The sequence below is a fragment of the Hydrosulfovibrio ferrireducens genome, assembly GCF_046883345.1.
GTDB lineage: Bacteria > Desulfobacterota > Desulfobulbia > Desulfobulbales > Desulfurivibrionaceae > Thiovibrio > Thiovibrio ferrireducens.
The window spans coordinates 13,981-29,267 of record NZ_JALKCW010000020.1 but is presented as its reverse complement, the minus strand read 5'-3'; the positions used below and the strand labels follow the sequence as shown (position 1 = coordinate 29,267).

General features: G+C 55.0%; 18 protein-coding genes and 1 pseudogene. 7 read left to right on the top strand and 12 right to left on the bottom strand.

Annotated elements, in window-relative coordinates:
* Positions 1 to 13: 13 nt before the first annotated feature.
* The 7 genes from sat to MWR57_RS09180 all read right to left on the bottom strand — a co-directional run bounded on the left by sat (position 14) and on the right by MWR57_RS09180 (position 6,741).
* On the bottom strand, positions 14 to 1,291 hold the full coding sequence (sat, locus tag MWR57_RS09210) for a sulfate adenylyltransferase (RefSeq protein ID WP_423124518.1): 1,278 nt from the start codon (positions 1,289 to 1,291) through the stop codon (positions 14 to 16).
* A 400-nt stretch (positions 1,292 to 1,691) separates the two neighbouring features.
* Complete coding sequence (locus MWR57_RS09205; protein WP_423124517.1) at positions 1,692 to 2,258, bottom strand: hypothetical protein; 567 nt, start codon at positions 2,256 to 2,258, stop codon at positions 1,692 to 1,694.
* A 99-nt stretch (positions 2,259 to 2,357) separates the two neighbouring features.
* Positions 2,358 to 2,771, bottom strand: coding sequence for a flagellar protein FlaG (locus MWR57_RS09200; protein WP_423124516.1), 414 nt, complete (start codon positions 2,769 to 2,771; stop codon positions 2,358 to 2,360).
* A 168-nt stretch (positions 2,772 to 2,939) separates the two neighbouring features.
* On the bottom strand, positions 2,940 to 3,236 hold the full coding sequence (locus MWR57_RS09195; RefSeq protein WP_423124515.1) for a flagellar protein FliT: 297 nt from the start codon (positions 3,234 to 3,236) through the stop codon (positions 2,940 to 2,942).
* 33 nt (positions 3,237 to 3,269) lie between these two features.
* Positions 3,270 to 3,731 (bottom strand): flagellar export chaperone FliS, encoded by a 462-nt coding sequence (gene fliS, locus MWR57_RS09190; RefSeq protein ID WP_423124514.1) that lies wholly within the window; start codon positions 3,729 to 3,731, stop codon positions 3,270 to 3,272.
* 28 nt (positions 3,732 to 3,759) lie between these two features.
* Positions 3,760 to 5,172: a flagellar filament capping protein FliD gene (gene fliD, locus MWR57_RS09185; RefSeq protein ID WP_423124513.1), complete on the bottom strand. Its 1,413-nt coding sequence runs from the start codon at positions 5,170 to 5,172 to the stop codon at positions 3,760 to 3,762.
* A 90-nt stretch (positions 5,173 to 5,262) separates the two neighbouring features.
* A complete protein-coding gene (locus MWR57_RS09180) occupies positions 5,263 to 6,741 on the bottom strand; it encodes a flagellin N-terminal helical domain-containing protein (protein WP_423124512.1) in 1,479 nt (492 codons plus the stop codon).
* 483 nt (positions 6,742 to 7,224) lie between these two features.
* Between MWR57_RS09180 and MWR57_RS09175 the strand changes: the two genes are divergently transcribed.
* The 5 genes from MWR57_RS09175 (at position 7,225) to MWR57_RS09155 (ending at position 9,021) form a co-directional block, all read left to right on the top strand.
* Positions 7,225 to 7,533 carry a hypothetical protein gene (locus MWR57_RS09175; protein ID WP_423124511.1) on the top strand — a complete coding sequence of 103 codons (309 nt, stop codon included), beginning with the start codon at positions 7,225 to 7,227 and terminating at the stop codon, positions 7,531 to 7,533.
* Between the two features lie 156 nt (positions 7,534 to 7,689).
* Complete coding sequence (locus tag MWR57_RS09170) at positions 7,690 to 7,929, top strand: type II toxin-antitoxin system Phd/YefM family antitoxin (RefSeq protein ID WP_423124510.1); 240 nt, start codon at positions 7,690 to 7,692, stop codon at positions 7,927 to 7,929.
* Positions 7,926 to 8,303: a type II toxin-antitoxin system VapC family toxin gene (locus MWR57_RS09165; RefSeq protein WP_423124509.1), complete on the top strand. Its 378-nt coding sequence runs from the start codon at positions 7,926 to 7,928 to the stop codon at positions 8,301 to 8,303. The genes MWR57_RS09170 and MWR57_RS09165 overlap by 4 nt, the downstream gene beginning before the upstream one ends.
* 110 nt (positions 8,304 to 8,413) lie before the next feature.
* Positions 8,414 to 8,722 carry a type II toxin-antitoxin system RelE/ParE family toxin gene (locus MWR57_RS09160; protein ID WP_423124508.1) on the top strand — a complete coding sequence of 103 codons (309 nt, stop codon included), beginning with the start codon at positions 8,414 to 8,416 and terminating at the stop codon, positions 8,720 to 8,722.
* Positions 8,719 to 9,021 (top strand): addiction module antidote protein, encoded by a 303-nt coding sequence (locus tag MWR57_RS09155; RefSeq protein WP_423124507.1) that lies wholly within the window; start codon positions 8,719 to 8,721, stop codon positions 9,019 to 9,021. The genes MWR57_RS09160 and MWR57_RS09155 overlap by 4 nt, the downstream gene beginning before the upstream one ends.
* A gap of 21 nt (positions 9,022 to 9,042) precedes the next feature.
* Here MWR57_RS09155 and tatC read toward each other — a convergent pair.
* Positions 9,043 to 9,800: pseudogene (gene tatC / locus MWR57_RS09150) on the bottom strand (twin-arginine translocase subunit TatC).
* A gap of 181 nt (positions 9,801 to 9,981) precedes the next feature.
* Between tatC and MWR57_RS09145 the strand changes: the two are divergent.
* Positions 9,982 to 10,815 carry a YkgJ family cysteine cluster protein gene (locus MWR57_RS09145; protein WP_423124506.1) on the top strand — a complete coding sequence of 278 codons (834 nt, stop codon included), beginning with the start codon at positions 9,982 to 9,984 and terminating at the stop codon, positions 10,813 to 10,815.
* A 16-nt stretch (positions 10,816 to 10,831) separates the two neighbouring features.
* Here MWR57_RS09145 and MWR57_RS09140 read toward each other — a convergent pair whose 3' ends face one another.
* Positions 10,832 to 11,536, bottom strand: a complete 705-nt coding sequence (locus MWR57_RS09140) for a 5-formyltetrahydrofolate cyclo-ligase (protein ID WP_423124505.1) — start codon at positions 11,534 to 11,536, stop codon at positions 10,832 to 10,834.
* 80 nt (positions 11,537 to 11,616) lie between these two features.
* Complete coding sequence (locus MWR57_RS09135) at positions 11,617 to 12,537, bottom strand: D-alanyl-D-alanine carboxypeptidase family protein (RefSeq protein WP_423124504.1); 921 nt, start codon at positions 12,535 to 12,537, stop codon at positions 11,617 to 11,619.
* Positions 12,538 to 13,061: 524 nt separating this feature from the next.
* On the opposite strand from MWR57_RS09135, the gene MWR57_RS09130 reads away from it, so the two are divergent.
* Positions 13,062 to 13,610 carry a methylated-DNA--[protein]-cysteine S-methyltransferase gene (locus MWR57_RS09130; protein WP_423124503.1) on the top strand — a complete coding sequence of 183 codons (549 nt, stop codon included), beginning with the start codon at positions 13,062 to 13,064 and terminating at the stop codon, positions 13,608 to 13,610.
* 7 nt (positions 13,611 to 13,617) lie between these two features.
* Here MWR57_RS09130 and MWR57_RS09125 read toward each other — a convergent pair whose 3' ends face one another.
* Both MWR57_RS09125 and MWR57_RS09120 read right to left on the bottom strand, forming a co-directional pair.
* Positions 13,618 to 14,649 (bottom strand): protein-glutamate methylesterase/protein-glutamine glutaminase, encoded by a 1,032-nt coding sequence (locus MWR57_RS09125; RefSeq protein ID WP_423124502.1) that lies wholly within the window; start codon positions 14,647 to 14,649, stop codon positions 13,618 to 13,620.
* Positions 14,650 to 14,712: 63 nt separating this feature from the next.
* The gene (locus MWR57_RS09120; protein WP_423124501.1) at positions 14,713 to 15,171 is read right to left on the bottom strand and encodes a chemotaxis protein CheX; all 459 of its coding nucleotides are present in this window, start codon (positions 15,169 to 15,171) and stop codon (positions 14,713 to 14,715) included.
* Positions 15,172 to 15,287 lie beyond the last annotated feature (116 nt).

Genomic DNA, 15,287 nt, shown 5'->3' with positions numbered 1-15,287 from the left:
CAGTACTGCGATCTTACATTGCAGCGCCGGAAGCAGCACCCTGCATCTTGACCTCTACCTTCTCGGTCAGACCCTGGTAGTACTCCTTCAGGATAACGAGAACCTCGTCGCGGCCGAAATGGGGAACAATCTCGGCGCCCTCGGAAAGGGCCTTGCGCAGCTTGGTGCCGGAGAGGATAACGCGATCCTCCTTGGAATGCGGGCAGGTGCGCAGGGAAGCCATACCGTCGCACTTGTGGCAGTAGAAGGTCCAGTCAATCTTGAGAGGCATGCACTTCAGAGCCTTGCCTTCGGCCAAGTTCTGGGGGATCTTGTCGAAAATGGTCTGCGCCTCGAACAAGCCGTAGAAGTCGCCAACGCCGGCATGGTCACGACCGATGATCATCTTGGTGATGCCGTAGTTCTGACGGAAGGTAGCGTGGAGCAGAGCCTCACGGGGACCGGCGTAACGCATATCCAGGGGGTAACCGGCCTGAATAACGTTGTCTTTTACGAAGTAGTGCTCAACCAGACAGTCGATAGCCTTTACGCGAACCTCAGCGGGGATATCGCCCTTCTTCAGGTTGCCGATCAGAGAGTGGATCAGAACGCCGTCGCATACCTCGATGGCGATCTTGGCCAGGAACTCATGGGAGCGATGCATGGGGTTACGGAGCTGCAGGGCAGCAACGTCGGACCAGCCGCGCTCTTCGAACATGGCGCGAACTTCAGCGGGGGTCAGGTACACGCCCTTGTACTTGGCGGGATATTCGCCCTCGGAGAGAACCTTTACCGGACCGGCCAGGTTTACTTCCTTCTGAGCCATAACCATCTTGACGCCCGGATGATCTTCCATGGCGATCTTCCAGAACTTGTCGTCTGCAGACTCTTCGCCTTCGCCCTTGAAGACCTTCTCGCACTCCCACTTCTTGTCCGCCTCGGTCATCTCGAACTTCTCGGTGATCTTCATGGTGGCGTAAACCTCGCCATCAGCCTCAAGGGCAACTTCGTCGCCAACCTTGATCGCGTCGGCGTCGGCCTTGGAAACATCCAGGGTGATGGGCAGGGGCCAGAAGGTGCCGTCAGCCATGGTGAAATTCTCAACAACGCCCTTCCAGTCAGCCTTGCCCATGAAGCCATTCAGCGGAGAAAAGCCGCCGATGCCCATCATGATCAAGTCGCCTTTGGCGCGGGCGCTGATTTTGATTTTCTTCAGGCCTTTGGCCTTTTCCTGCTCAGCGGTACGCTCGTTGCCATGCAACAGACAACATACCAGACCTTTTCCACCATGGGGAGCGACTAACTTAGACATGATCGAGTCTCCTTGTTATAAATGATAAAAATATTGAAAGAATGCACAATTGCACAATGAACACGGATTCAGTTTGACGATCAGGTATACGAGAGGCCCCAATAATTGTCAAGAAAAAAGTCTTGGGGAAAAAGCGGAAAAGTGTTGGGATTTGTCGCCCTAGGCCAATAGTCCTTGGTGGACTAGCAACAAAAAAATCTGGTTACTCCGCTAATCTCAGCTAGTTTTTTCGTCATTCCGGCGGAGGCCGGAATGACTTGTTACGCAAGTAAGGCATTCAAAGCACGCACGATCAACTGGTTGGGCATGGAACCCGTGTGCTGGCTGAAATTCGATGGTTATCAGAAAAAAAAGCCCCGGAACCGGGGCTGAGACAAAGGCTTGTATTCGATCACTTCCCTCAGGCTCTCACATCGACCAGCGCGCCACCCAACTCATTGATCCTGGCATCGATCATCTCCAGGGCCTTGGCCAAGGTCTGGTAGCTGATCTCGGGTAGCTTTCCGCCCCAGGCATGTTCCGCATCCTGAAACCCTTGCTGAACACCCTCACGCCCGGCCTGCAATCTCTCCAGGCTATCGCCGCCTCCGGCCAAAACAAAACCGGCGATGCGCTCTGCCGTCTTTGTCACGCCAAAGTAGCCGTCCTCGGCGATCAGGGTCTGCGCCTCGGTGGGGCTCAATTCAGCCAAGGACTTACCATTATACTGGAGCTTTTCCAGATCAAGCCCCTCTCCGGCAACCCGCTGCGATACGCCGGACTGGATCGCGAAACCTTCGGCGCCCTTGCTCTTTACCACCAGCAGAAAATCGACAATTTTCGCCTTCATGGCAAGAGACGCATCCGCAACCTCAGCCTGTCCCGAGGCTTGTCCGCGTTTTTCCTTGACAGGCTGTTCTTTGACAAGTTTATCCTGCCTCGCCTTGAAAGGCTGGCCCGGCAATGGAGTTTTCCCGATCTCCGTCATGATCCACCTCCATGGTAAGAGTTGCTCGGCACTAAAGATTGCCAGCCCTGCCGCATGCCGGTGCGAACATCCCAAGTATACGGACTTTCTACCGCGCAATCAGGCTTTTTCGTCAAACAAAAGCCCGGAGAGTTCTTCCAGCTTCTTTCTGAGCTTGACCACATCCTCAGAGGGAATCTGCCGGATCAAATCGCCGCTTTCTTTGTCGGTAACCTTGACAACGATGTCTTCCGCCACCTTGTCCATGGCAAATTGCAGATTGGTGCCCATCTGATCCATACGGGCCTGAACCTCGTTCAGCGCATCCTCCAGCTCGGCACGGGAAGTTTTGCTTTTGCCCCGATCTTCTTCGCGGCGCAACCGCTTCTCATCCAAAGCATTCCGCGCGGCCTCCGCGCTTCTTTCCACCGGCCGGACCTGGGCTTTCACCTGTGCCTCTCGATCCACCGGCTGCGCGGGAACTCCACTCACAATCTCCCGGCTCATCTCTGGCCTGACGTTTGCGATATCCATAATCAACCTCCACTCCTCAAAATTGCCTCGGTGATTAAATGTGTAAACCGTCATTCCCACGAAGAGTCTGCCCTCGGCCAGATCGGAGACGGGGCGGGAGTCCAGGGGGTGGATGCCCGACTAAAAAATTCGGGCATGACTCATTTAATCCCTGCTCAATAAACAATTTCAAACATTGCCGACGAACCGGCCATACGCCTTTTCCAACCGCTTGCCTTTGCGGATTACATCCATATCCTTCTTCAGCGTAGCCAGCTTGCGGAGCGCCTGCTCCCGGCAACGCTTTTCGCATTCCTGAATCTTCTCGATGAGCGCAATTGCCTCTTGCGAAGCCTGCTCCCCTTGCGCCTCGATCGCGGCAAAGGCCTCGGCACGACGGACCCGAAGCTCCTCCAACCGAGCATGGTCATCGGTGGGGATAACGGTCTCTATCTCCTCGGTGAGCTCAAGAATCCACTTGTACATCGCTCCACCCATCATCCCCGGAACAACCGAGGCTTAATAATTGATCGCCTTAAAGCCCATGTCAGTATTATCCGCGACATAGCCAACTGCATCATCCGCCGACTTTGCCTCCGACTTTTTTCCCTTGGCGATCTCGGTCCACGCCTCAAGCAGGGGCTCCACCACCTTCAGGGCCTCCTCGATCTTCTGCGTGTCGTTTTTCAAATTAGCCATGAGTAAGTCGGACACCAGATAATCATACAAATCGTTCAGGTTTGCGGCGATTTCGCCGCCCTGCTCCATGTCCAACGAAGCTTGCAGCTCAAGAACGATGGCAAGAGCCCGACTCAGATGTTCCGCCTTTTTCGCGATATTCCCGTCATTGATTTCTTCAATGGCCGCCTGCAACCTGATACGTAAGGCCTCGTATAGCTTCACCACGATCTCTTCCCGGCTCAGGTTCTCCAGGTTATTTTTCACATAGGCGGCACGAGCGTTCTTCGCGTAAGCATTCATAGAGAGTACCCTTTTGGCAATTAAAGTTTTATTTTTTGGAAATCTGCGCATTCAGGTTACTGAGCGCATCCAACTGCTGACTCAACGCGCCAGAAGTATTCTGAAATTGGCCCATCAATAATTCCAGCGACTCGAACTGCCGCCGCAAAACTTCTTCCCGCTTGGTCAGCCGCAATTCAATCCTTCCTATCTGGTCCTCGATATGCTCAACGGAACGTTCAAGACCATCCTCTTTGGCGGACAACAACCCACTGGTGCTTTGCAGATAACCATCCAAAAAGGAATCCACCTGGACTGCAAACCCTTCACTACCCGCAGTGGTCTGGGTGAAAAACTGCACCACACCTTCTCGATCTTCTTCATACGCGGCACTGAAGACAGCGGAGTCCAAACTCAGCTTGCCCTCCTTGTCCGCACTCACCCCCAAGGCGCTCAGAGTGTTGACCGCACTGTCAACCCCACTCACCGGGGAATAGAGGAAATTCTGCAACCTGGCCTGAAGAATACGGGCGGTGGCGTCCCCTTGCAGGATACCGACCACCCCGCCTTCCGGATCCGAAACCTGCAAGTCTTTCAAGCGGGTCAGGGCAGCATTATATTTATCAATAAAGGCCGTAATCTTACTTGTAATACTGGTTACATTCCTTGAAACTTTCACCTCAATCGGATCGGGGTCCGTCGCCTTCAAGGTCAGCGTGACGCCTTCCAGCAGGTCATCGATGGTATTGCTTGCCCGCACTACATCAATGCCGTTCACCTTAAGCGCGGCATTGCCCCCAGGCTGAGTCTCGAACATGCTCTGCCCTGCAGGGTTGTCATAAAGCTTGGATAACCCGTTGGCGTCGTCATTAACTAAGTCATCATCCGCCATGGTCAGGCTGATGGTGTTGCTGGTTCCGGTTTCCTTGCTGGCCAAGGTCAAATAGTAGTTGCCGAGTCCATCGTTGACCACCCCGGCCGTAACATCGGTGCCTGCATCATTGATGGCCTGGGCAATGCCTGCCAAGGTATTATTGGTGCCATCAATCGTTACATTAACCGCGGTATTGGTCCCCACCTGAATAGTCAGGGTGCCGGTGCCCACCACCTCGCTGCTGGCCGTAAAGGCTGAGCCTCTCACCTGTTGAGCCTTGGCCAAGGTACTGACCGTCACCTGATAGGTCCCCGCCACCGCCGCGTCAGAGGCAGAGGCAGTCAACACATTGGCATCACCTGTGGTTGCCAAAAAACCGGCAAAAAGATTGGTCTCCTTCAGGGCAGCCGCCGCAGTCTGCACATCGGCCAACGCCCCCTTCAGGGTTCCCAGGGCGGAAATCTTCGCCTGATAAACAGCTCCCTGCTGTTGGAGGAGCGAAATAGGACGCCGCTCAACCGACATCATTTGGCTGATAATAGACTCGGTATCGAGACCGGACATTAAGCCGTTTACACCGATAGCCATGGTTTTCTCCCGCCTTGCGGAATCCCCCATTGGGGAGGCGAAAATCCGCCTCCCCAATGGGGATTTTAATAATTACGAACGACTACCTAATTAGCCCTGAAGCAAGGTCAGAGCTGCCTGCGGTACCTGATTAGCCTGGCTCAGCATGGCCAGACCAGCCTGCTGCAGAATCTGAGCCTTGGTCAAACTGGCGGTTTCCGCCGCAAAGTCGGCATCAACGATCCGAGACTGCGCGGCAGAAATGTTTTCAGATACGTTCATCAGGTTAGAAATGGTGGACTCAAAACGGTTCTGGATAGCACCGAGATTGCCTCGAGAGCTACTGATCTGACCCAACGCGGCATCAACGACAGCGATAGCAGCCTGCGCACCAGTGTCGGTGGTCAGGCTAAGGTTGGCCACAGCAGAAAACGCACTCTGCTGGGTCGCTGTACTAAACACATCGAGGTTTGCGTTGGCCAGGGTGATGGCGCCCTTGGTGCTTGCAAGCGAAATCACACCACTCTTGATGGAGGAGTCGGTAGCCGCACCGCCGGTCAACACTACACCGGAAAAATTAACGGTCTTGGTGGCACCGGTGTTGGTGAAGTCCAGAACACTGATATCACGGCCATCGGCCGTCGTCAGGGTCAACGCGGCCTTCGAGGTGGAGCTGGTAAAAGTGGCGGTCACCCCGGTGGCGGCCTGCGCACCATTGATGGCGCCCATCAAGGCCGTAAGGTCGGTCGTATCAGCGACGGTCGCCGAGATGGCACTCCCGTTAAGCGTCATGGTGATATCGCCGGCTGAGCCCAAGGTGCCTATACTAGCGGTGTTCGTGGCGGTGGCGGTCACACCGACGCCGGCTCCGGCATTATTGATGGCAGTGGCGATGGCCTTGGCATCGGCAAGGGCGGCATAACTGATAGCAGATGTAGTGCCGCCGTTGAGGGTGGTGATCGTGAGATCAGACTCTATGGCCACGAGGTTACCGCCGGTGAGGTCCGCTGCAGCGGCCTTGGTGGCACCAACACCGCCCGCGCCAATGATCGTGCCAGCACCCGTCAAGGTGTTGCTTCCCAATGCGGTGGCTTGTGCATTGGCAATCCTGTCGATCGTAATGGTCTGGTTGGCGTTGGCGCCGACCTGGAAGGCCTTGCTGGTGAAGGTACCATCCAACAAACCCAGGCCGTTGAACTGGGTCTGGGTGGCAACACGGGTGATTTCCGCGATGAGCTGGGTCGATTCCGCATCCAGAGAAGCGCGGTCCGTGGCGGTGTTGGTGGAGTTGGCGGACTGAATGGCCAACTCACGGATACGCTGCAAGTTGTTGGTGATCTCGCCCATGGCACCCTCAGCGGTCTGGGCTAGGGAGATACCGTCATTGGCGTTCCGGGCGGCCTGATTCAAACCACGAACCTGGGCGCTCATCCGGGTGGAGATGGCCAGACCTGCGGTATCGTCCTTGGCACTGTTGATCCGCAGACCGGAAGAGAGCCGTTGCAGAGATTGGCTCAAAAGTTTGCCAGAGCCGGTAAGATTCCGTTGGGCGGTGAGTGAAGAAATGTTTGTGTTAACGACAATAGCCATGATGAAACCTCCATGTTTGGTTGTGTTACGAGCAGGCCCGGCATCCTTGCTGGACCAACTTCTTCTTTATACAGCTTGTGCTAGTTCAAAGTACTCGATCATCGAACAATCAGTTTTTTATCTCTCGGTGGCGGCACCTCCTTGGTTCTTATTGTCCCCATGATTTTCATATCGGATAGCGCCGTCGCCAACTTAAACCTTTTTCATTCTTTTTACATTTCCCCCCAACCATCAAGCCCGCAGGGGGGGTCAACCCAACCGGCTGAAACATCGCGCAGAATCACGCCTGGCATTTTCTTGATTACAGCTTATTATATATGATATAAGAAATAGTATTGAAGGCTCTTGCAAAATTCCTCAAAAAATCCCTCCCGTCGAGGGGAGGGGGAGTCAATTTGAAAGAGTTTCGCAAGAGTCTCGAGGAAACAATCCAGAGGCACTGCCCGCGGAATGAATATAGCTTGAGTAGTGGAGGAAAAGAAGATGGCGCCCCCAATTGACAGGCTATCAACTCAGCCCCCCCAATCAGCAAACCGCTCTCCCTTGTACGACACGGCCCGCCGGGAAGCAGCGCAGAAGGTGCGCGAGGCCCAAGACTACCGGCAACAAAAGGCCCAAGACACCGACAAGGCAAGGGCCCAGGCAGACGCTGCCCGCGAAAGGCTGCAAACAGCCAAAACCGAAGAACAACAAGCCGCCGAAAGGGTTCGGGCGGCCAAAGCCGATGAACAGCAGGCGACCAGGGCCAGCCAGCAGCAATTGCGCGGCAAAGCCATCGATGTGGTTGCCTGAGCCCCATTATTTCCCCCTCCTTTTCCACATCCCAACCAGCAAGACTGCCCAAGCAACCAACCAGAACCCTGCGTTTTTTGTAGGGCTTGAAAATTTAGACGGACTCGACTAGACTAAGTCTAGAATCCAGGATCACTATCGGACAAGGAGAACGCCATGCGCAATGTCAATATCCACGAAGCAAAAACCCATTTTTCAAAACTGGTTGACACAGCCATGCACGGGGAGGAAATCATCATCGCCAAGGCAGGAAAACCAGCGGCTCGGCTGGTTCCCCTGCGTGAAGCAGTACGGAAAATTCAATTCGGGTTGATGCAAGGCGAGGTGGAAATTGCCGAGAATTTTGATGCCCCGCTGCCCGAAGATGTTTTGGCTGGCTTTGAGGGCGCCAAATGAGGTTACTGCTCGATACCCATGTCCTGCTTTGGGTTATGACAAACGATGCCGCCTTGACTTCGACGGCAAAAGAGACAATCAGCAAGGCAACCGTGGTGTATGCCAGCGCGGTGTCCATTTGGGAAGTCAGCATCAAAGCGGCCCTGGGCAAGCTCAAGATCGATCAAGACCGTTTTATGAAGGCGCTGCCCGCGACCGGGTTCGAGCCATTACCCGTAACCTGGGAGCATGCCGACACAGTGCGGCGTCTTCCCGACATCCACCGTGATCCTTTTGACCGGATGCTGATCGCCCAAGCGGTCAGCGAACCGCTCAACCTTATGACAGCCGACAAAGTGCTTATTCAATATTCAGAGCTGGTTCTTTTCGTATAAAAAAGATCGACGCGTTTACTCTGCGGCCCCATCTACTTTCCCGCCCTCGCCAAACCCACTCAGCCGTTTTCCGTATTGACATTATGTATCCTGGTGGCTACACTTATTGCATGATCGAAATCCGGAAAACGGAAAAATATGCCCGGTGGCTTGATGGGCTGCGCGACATTAAAGCACGCGCACGCATCCAGGCTAGGGTTGAGCGTTTAGCGGCAGGAAACGCCGGGGATGTCAAACCGGTAGGCGAAGGCGTCTCGGAATTACGGATCAATTACGGCCCCGGTTACCGGGTATATTTCACAAAGCGCGGGCGCGAGCTGGTAATCTTGCTGGCTGGTGGCGACAAGAGCACACAAGCCGGCGACATCAAAACCGCCTTACACCTCGCCTGCAACTTGCAGAAGGATAAAACCGAATGACAACCAAGACAACGACTACACGCTATGATGTCGCCGAGCATCTTCGCTCCCCCGAAGAAATGGCAGCTTACCTAGAGGCTTGCATTGAAGAGGCTAACGGCGATGCGGCATTTATTGCCAAGGCTCTGGGGGATATTGCTCGCGCAAAGGGCATGACCCAGGTAGCACGCGATGCAGGCCTGTCTCGCGAAAGTTTGTACAAAGCACTTTCCGGGGAGCGCAGCCCAGGTTTTGACACCATCCTCAAAGTCGTGCATGCCCTGGGCTTGAAGTTGCACGCCGAAGCCACTCATGACTGACACTTTGCCCACCAAATCCCATCAATCAATCTTCCCAGTTTCACCAAACCCGGCCAACCGCTTTCTCCCCAGCAACCAGACCGCGACGATACTCACCTCATAGAGCACGATCAAGGGCAGGGCCATGAGGCACTGGTTTATCACATCCGGGGTGGGGGTGAGGATCGCGGCGATGACAAAGGAAAGCAGGATGGCATACTTGCGATGCCGGTTGAGAAAAGCCGCATTCACCACGCCCATTTTGGCCAGCAGCACCATGAAGACGGGCAGCTCGAAAATAACCCCAAAGGCAATGAGCAAACGCAGGCAGAGGGAAAAATATTCCTTTACCGTGGGCATGGGGCTCAAGAAGTCATTGGAATACCCGAGCAGGAACTTGAAAGCCGGAGGAAAAACAACGAAATAGCCAAAGGCGGCGCCGCCGAAAAAGAACAGCGAGGAGAGCAGGGTGAACGGCAGCATCACCCGTTTTTCATGCTGGTACAGTCCTGGGGCGATAAAACGCCAGAGCTGGTAGAAGATCACCGGGCTGGCCAGGAGAAGCCCCGCAACCAGGGAAAGCTTTAGATAAAAAAAAACCCTTCCTGGTACGAGGTGAAGATCAGGCTGGAATTTTCCGGCATGGCCGCATACAGCGGCTTGAACAGCAACTGCCCCAGCTCCTTGCTGTAGGAATAGCACAAGGCAAACCCTGCCACCGTGGCAAGCAGGGAATAGATCAGGCAGGTGCGCAGCTCGGTCAGATGTTCCGTAAGTGCCTGTTTTTGAAAATCATCCATGCCAACCACCAAGACCGTTTCGTTGATAAAATCCAAGCCCCGCCATAGTACCCCTTCTCCCCAACCCGGTCAAGAAAGAGCGCCGGAGAAAAAATCCCCCTCTTGCATTGGGGGGCAAAAGTCGGTATTACTTGGCGCCATGATCGATAAAAAATCCCCACTATTCGCAACGGGAGCAGCCATGCTGGCCAACCCCATCCTCCCGTTGGTCCGCATTGTCCAGATGCTCTATATCACCGGCCCTTTTGAGCGCATCGCTCCGATTCTCGATGAATTCAACGAACCGGTGGAGATGGCGGCCAGCACCTACCCTGATCCCAAAGCGCTGCTCCTACCCTATCTTGAAGACCTGCAACTGTTCGAGCAGCTTAAATATCCCGGGCAAGAGGACCCGCTGGTCCTCGACGAAACCCTGAAGCCTCTGGACCGGTTCGAATCCCTTGAACTTCTGGTGACCCAGCAGATCCTCGCCCGTGAGCTGGAAAAAATCAACAGCCTGTTGTGCGGGCCGTGCGGCTGCACGCTCTGCTGCCTGGGGCCGAGCGGGGAGATGGATCAGGTTTTTTTTGAGATCCCCCTGCACGAGCAAGAAACCACCCTGTTCAGCATCCCCAAAATCGACACCGAAGAAAGCAGGCAAACCGACCCCTATGCCGAGCCGCCGCTGCTGGTGGCAGGCGCGCCATTCTTTCAGGCCCCTCCGGCCCTGTACCACTGGAAGAAAAACTGGAGTCTCATTCTGCCGAAAGAGGGCGCCTGCCCCAACCTTGAGCGAACCAGCGGCGGATGCACGATATATCCGGACAGACCTGACACCTGCAGACGGCCACAGATTTTCCCCTATGCGCTGGAACGGCTGCCCGAGCATGATACCGTTGAAAGACCGGCATATATCGCCCGCCGCAAGCTGCTGGCAATATGGGATTGCCCCTATGTACAAGAGCTTCGGGAGGAGATCGGCGCCTACGCGCAGCTCTGCGGCCTTACCCCGATCTTCAAATGGAACAAGGCCTGAACCTAACCGGCCCCCTTCACTCTCGATTTTCCGCCGCCTGGCTCAATGCATCCTTGATTTGCATGTTCAATTTCCACAGCGGGGTTATCTTGCGGACCCTTTTCGGCTCCAGCTCGTCCCACAAGACCCGCCGGTCCACATGGGTGCCCGCGCTGCTCAGGGCAATGCCCTCCGGCGCTATGAAGCCATTGAGGCGGATATCCCAGGCGCCCCGCTCGATTTCCTGGTCCAGAATCTGTGCCTGCTCTCCCAGGCCATAGGCCTCGGCTTCAGGGGCAAGACCGCGCAGCTCGGCAAGAATGGCAACCGCAAGGTCGAAAAACCCCTTGCCATCACCGACAAAATATCCCCCCGGATCCACGGCCAGACAATCGGTGACCAGCAGACCGACAGGTCCCTGACACAGCTCCTCCACCGCAACCCGGCGACCGTATTGGGCAAGTCCCTTATACCCAACGGCATAGGCCAGGTGCTTGAAGGGTATTTCGTATGGGGCCAGAAGGTAAAACCCTTCCTTCAAGCCCGGCGCGGGCACCAACAGCTCCTTGCCGTCGGTCAGGGCGTTGATCCTGACCTGCTGCAATCGTGCGGTGGGTCCGACGAATATCCTTTTGGCCTCCCGGTATTTCTCAAGACGCCGCACCAGCTCCGCGGACTTGCCCGAGGCCTTCCCTTCCGCCGCAGCCGAAAAATCCGCCCTCACTGCTTCCTTGGTAATCATAATTCCACGCTGTCGCTTTCAACAAAAAAAGCCGACAGGCTGATTCCTGTCGGCTTTGCTTGTGTTCTGGTGGGAAACTGCTACATCTTGATTTTTTTCTTCTGCCCGGAGAGGGTCAACATGGCATAATCCACATGTTTCTCGCCAGGGTCCTGCCGGCTGACCTGCGAGACCTGTACTCCAGCGACAGCATCCCCATCGTGACGGGAGGCGATCATTTCCTGTTTGCTAAACCCGTGCTCAACCAGGGTGGCGATATCATTCCACATGGAGGCGCTGCCCAACAAGGCAACAACAATGGCCTGGCCATCCCGCTGGAACTTACCGACATAGGTTTTCCCGGCCGCCGCCGTATAACCGGTTTTCCCCCCAACCGCGCCATCCACAGTCCACAGGGCTTTGTTATGGCTCCGCAACACCTTGCCGTCGCTGGTGTGCACCTTGAGGGTGGACATGCGCTCGGCAAACTCGGGGTTGCGCATGGCCCGGTTGAATACCGTGGCCAAATCACGGGCCGTGGTTTGCTGACCGGGACGGGTCAAGCCATTGGCACTTTTACAGATGGTGTTCTGCGCGCCGAGCGCCTCGGCCTTTTTGGTCATCAATCTGGCAAAGGCCTGCTCGGAACCGGCAAGCTTTTCCGCCAGGGCCACGCTGGCATCGTTTGCCGAAGCAAGCAGCACGGCGTTAATCAAATCGCTGGCCTGATAGGAAGCGCCTTTTCTCAGATATATCTTCGAGGCCGGCATGTTTGCGGCATAGGCGCTGGCGCGCACCATCTCATTGCCAGTAAAACTTTCAATGGCAATGAGTCCGGTGAGCACTTTAATGGTGCTGGCCGGCTGACCAGGCCGATCCGCACTGAGGTCGTATAAAACCTTGCCGGTTTTGGCATCCATGACATATGCGCTGCGGCAGGTAAGTTTCCCTTGCAGCTCCGTGGGAACCTCGGCGGCTACGACATTGTACTGCTCTGCCACCTTGCGCTTCAATTCTTGCACGGAAGGACGCTTGGCTGTCCGAGCCTTTTTGTACTGTTTTTTCTTTGCCTTGGCCTGCTTCGGCACAAACTTGTGCGACGTTTTAAGAGATACCCCCTTGGTCTTCTTTACATCATTTTGCGCACCTGCCGGAGAAGCGAGCAGAAAAACAAGCAAGAAAACAGAGAGAAGGCGTCGGCAAAAAAAAGAACCCATGGCGTATCCACATCCCGGCAAAAAAAGTTAATTCGGAAAAAGCGTATAATTTCAAATTACTAGATCTGTATTTAGCTATAATTTATACTTGCCTGTAAAATCAAGTTTTTTTTGAGGTTTTTATCCCATCTTGTTGATTTATTGTTTTTCCAGCCTTTAAAAAAATACATGTTCACTCCGGGCGAAACATGGTGTCCCGTGTCAAGCGGAGATGGTGCCTGGGGCCGCCAATCTCACAAACCCGCGCCGAAGCCTTCTCCGTACCCCTCTTATCGAACGCAGCCGTGTTATCATGAAGACAATATCCCAATATTTTGAGGAGAACGACGATGCCGGACCACGCGACTCACTATCTTGCCTTCCCCTATGCTTTCAGGGAAATACGCTGCCAGATAATTTGCCTTGAGGGCTTTCCGATCCATCTCACTTTTTCCCCGGAAAGACACGAAATGGCAAAACAGTGGCTGCACACCCGCCTCGGGATGACAGGCATGCCAGCAACGACCCGCTCCCCTTGTTTTGCCGAACTGCTTGGCGAATTTTTCGAGGGGCAGCGGCGAAAATTTCCGCCGCTGCCCAGATCGCCATTTGTGGAAAAGGGGACCATGTTTCAGAAATCCGTATGGGAGCGCATTGCCGAAATCCCATATGGAGAGACAAAAACTTACAAAGAGTTGGCGCAGGCCTTGGGAAATCCCGGCGCCGCACGGGCGGTGGGACAGGCCTGCAACGCAAATCCGCTCGCCCTTATTGTTCCCTGCCATCGGGTAACAGGCTCTTCCGGGCTGGGAGGATTTGCCGGGGGGCAGGCGATGAAAAAAGCACTGCTTCTTCTGGAACAGGAGACGTTACTGCGAGCACATACTATTTCTTTATAGACAAGCGCTACAGCATCTTCATGACTTCGGCGGGGATATCGAGCAGCGGCACAATCTTATCCACTCCGCCGGCGGCGATGGCCTCCTTGGGCATCCCGAAAACAACACAGGTTTTTTCATCCTGGGCGATTGTTTGCGCACCGGCCTCTTTCATCTTCAGCATGCCCTGAGCGCCATCCTTGCCCATGCCGGTGAGGATAACGCCAACCGCGTTGGCCCCGCCGTAGGCAGCCACCGAATTAAACAACACATCCACGGCCGGGCGCTGATAGCAAACCAGCGGGCCGCTTTTGATATTCACATAATAGCGGGCGCCGCTTCGCCGCAGCACCATATGAAAATTCCCTGGGGCAAGCAATGCGGTGCCCGGCACCACGGAATCACCGTCCTGCGCCTCTTTTACCCGGATTTGACACAGGCTGTTCAGCCTCTCGGCAAAACTGGTGGTAAAGTTGGCGGGCATGTGCTGGACAATCATGATCCCCGGCGTATTCGCAGGAAACTGGGTGAGAACATCCTTCAGGGCTTCGGTGCCGCCGGTGGAAGCGCCGATGGCGATCAATTTATTGGTCGTCTTGGTCAGCGAAAGCCTGGGCGCATCGGCGGGTCGAACCGAGGCAAGGTGCATGGCCCGTTGCGCCATGTTGACATGGGAGGCGGCCCGGATTTTTTCGGCAAGCTGGGCGCTCATGTCGCCGACGGAATAGGCCTCGCCCGGCTTGCAGATGACATCCACCGCCCCGCTGTCCATGGCCTCCATGGCCAGGGCCCCCCCCGCCTTGGTCAGGGAACTGACGATGATGACCGGAAGAGGAAAATACCGCATCAACTTTTTCAAAAAGGTAATGCCGTCCATCCGTGGCATTTCCACATCCAGCGTCACCACATCAGGCTTGAGAGCAACGATCTTATCTCTTGCCACATAGGGGTCCGGGGCCGTGGCCACAACCTCGATGTCCTTTTCGTGTGACAATTCCTCGCTGAAAACCTTACGGACCACCGCGGAATCATCCACCACAAGTACGCGTATTTTTCTCATAATCTCTTCTTGTCTTTTTGCTCGTTCAAAAAAACAACGCGCTATTTTCCGGATTTACCCATTCTACGCATGTATTCCCACAACCCAGAGAATCCCGAATTCGGTGTTAAACATGCACAGGCCCGACTCGCCAAGCAAGGTCTCTGGGGAAAATTCCGCAAGCACCCGGGCTTGGGGAATAGCCAGCGAAGCCTTGCCGCCAGGATCCAGCTTGCCCAGCAAACCGCCGATGGCCATGTTTGCTGTTTCCGCCGCCGTATCCTTGACCTGCCCTTCCTGCACCTCATCCTCGTCAACCCCGAGAAAATTCACGGTAATATTCTTGCCAAGCTCCCACGGAAAATAAAAAAGGAATCTGCCATTGCAACCGCCGGAATAACTGATCGCTGCTTCAACAAATCTGCCTTGGCCGAGATCCTCCTTTCCCGGCGTCTCTTCAAGCGGCTCCAGAAAAGTGAAAAACATGGTCTCAAACACCTCTGAAAACGTTTCAAATATAACCCGCCGCAAATCCTGATCCATGTCAGCCATCCTCCCGGCTTTTTCCCCAATAATCGATCACCCGTATCCTGCGCCCCGGGTCAGCCGCAAAGCCCATGCCGTCCCTTGTTCACATGGCTGCGCAGAAAAATCTTCCT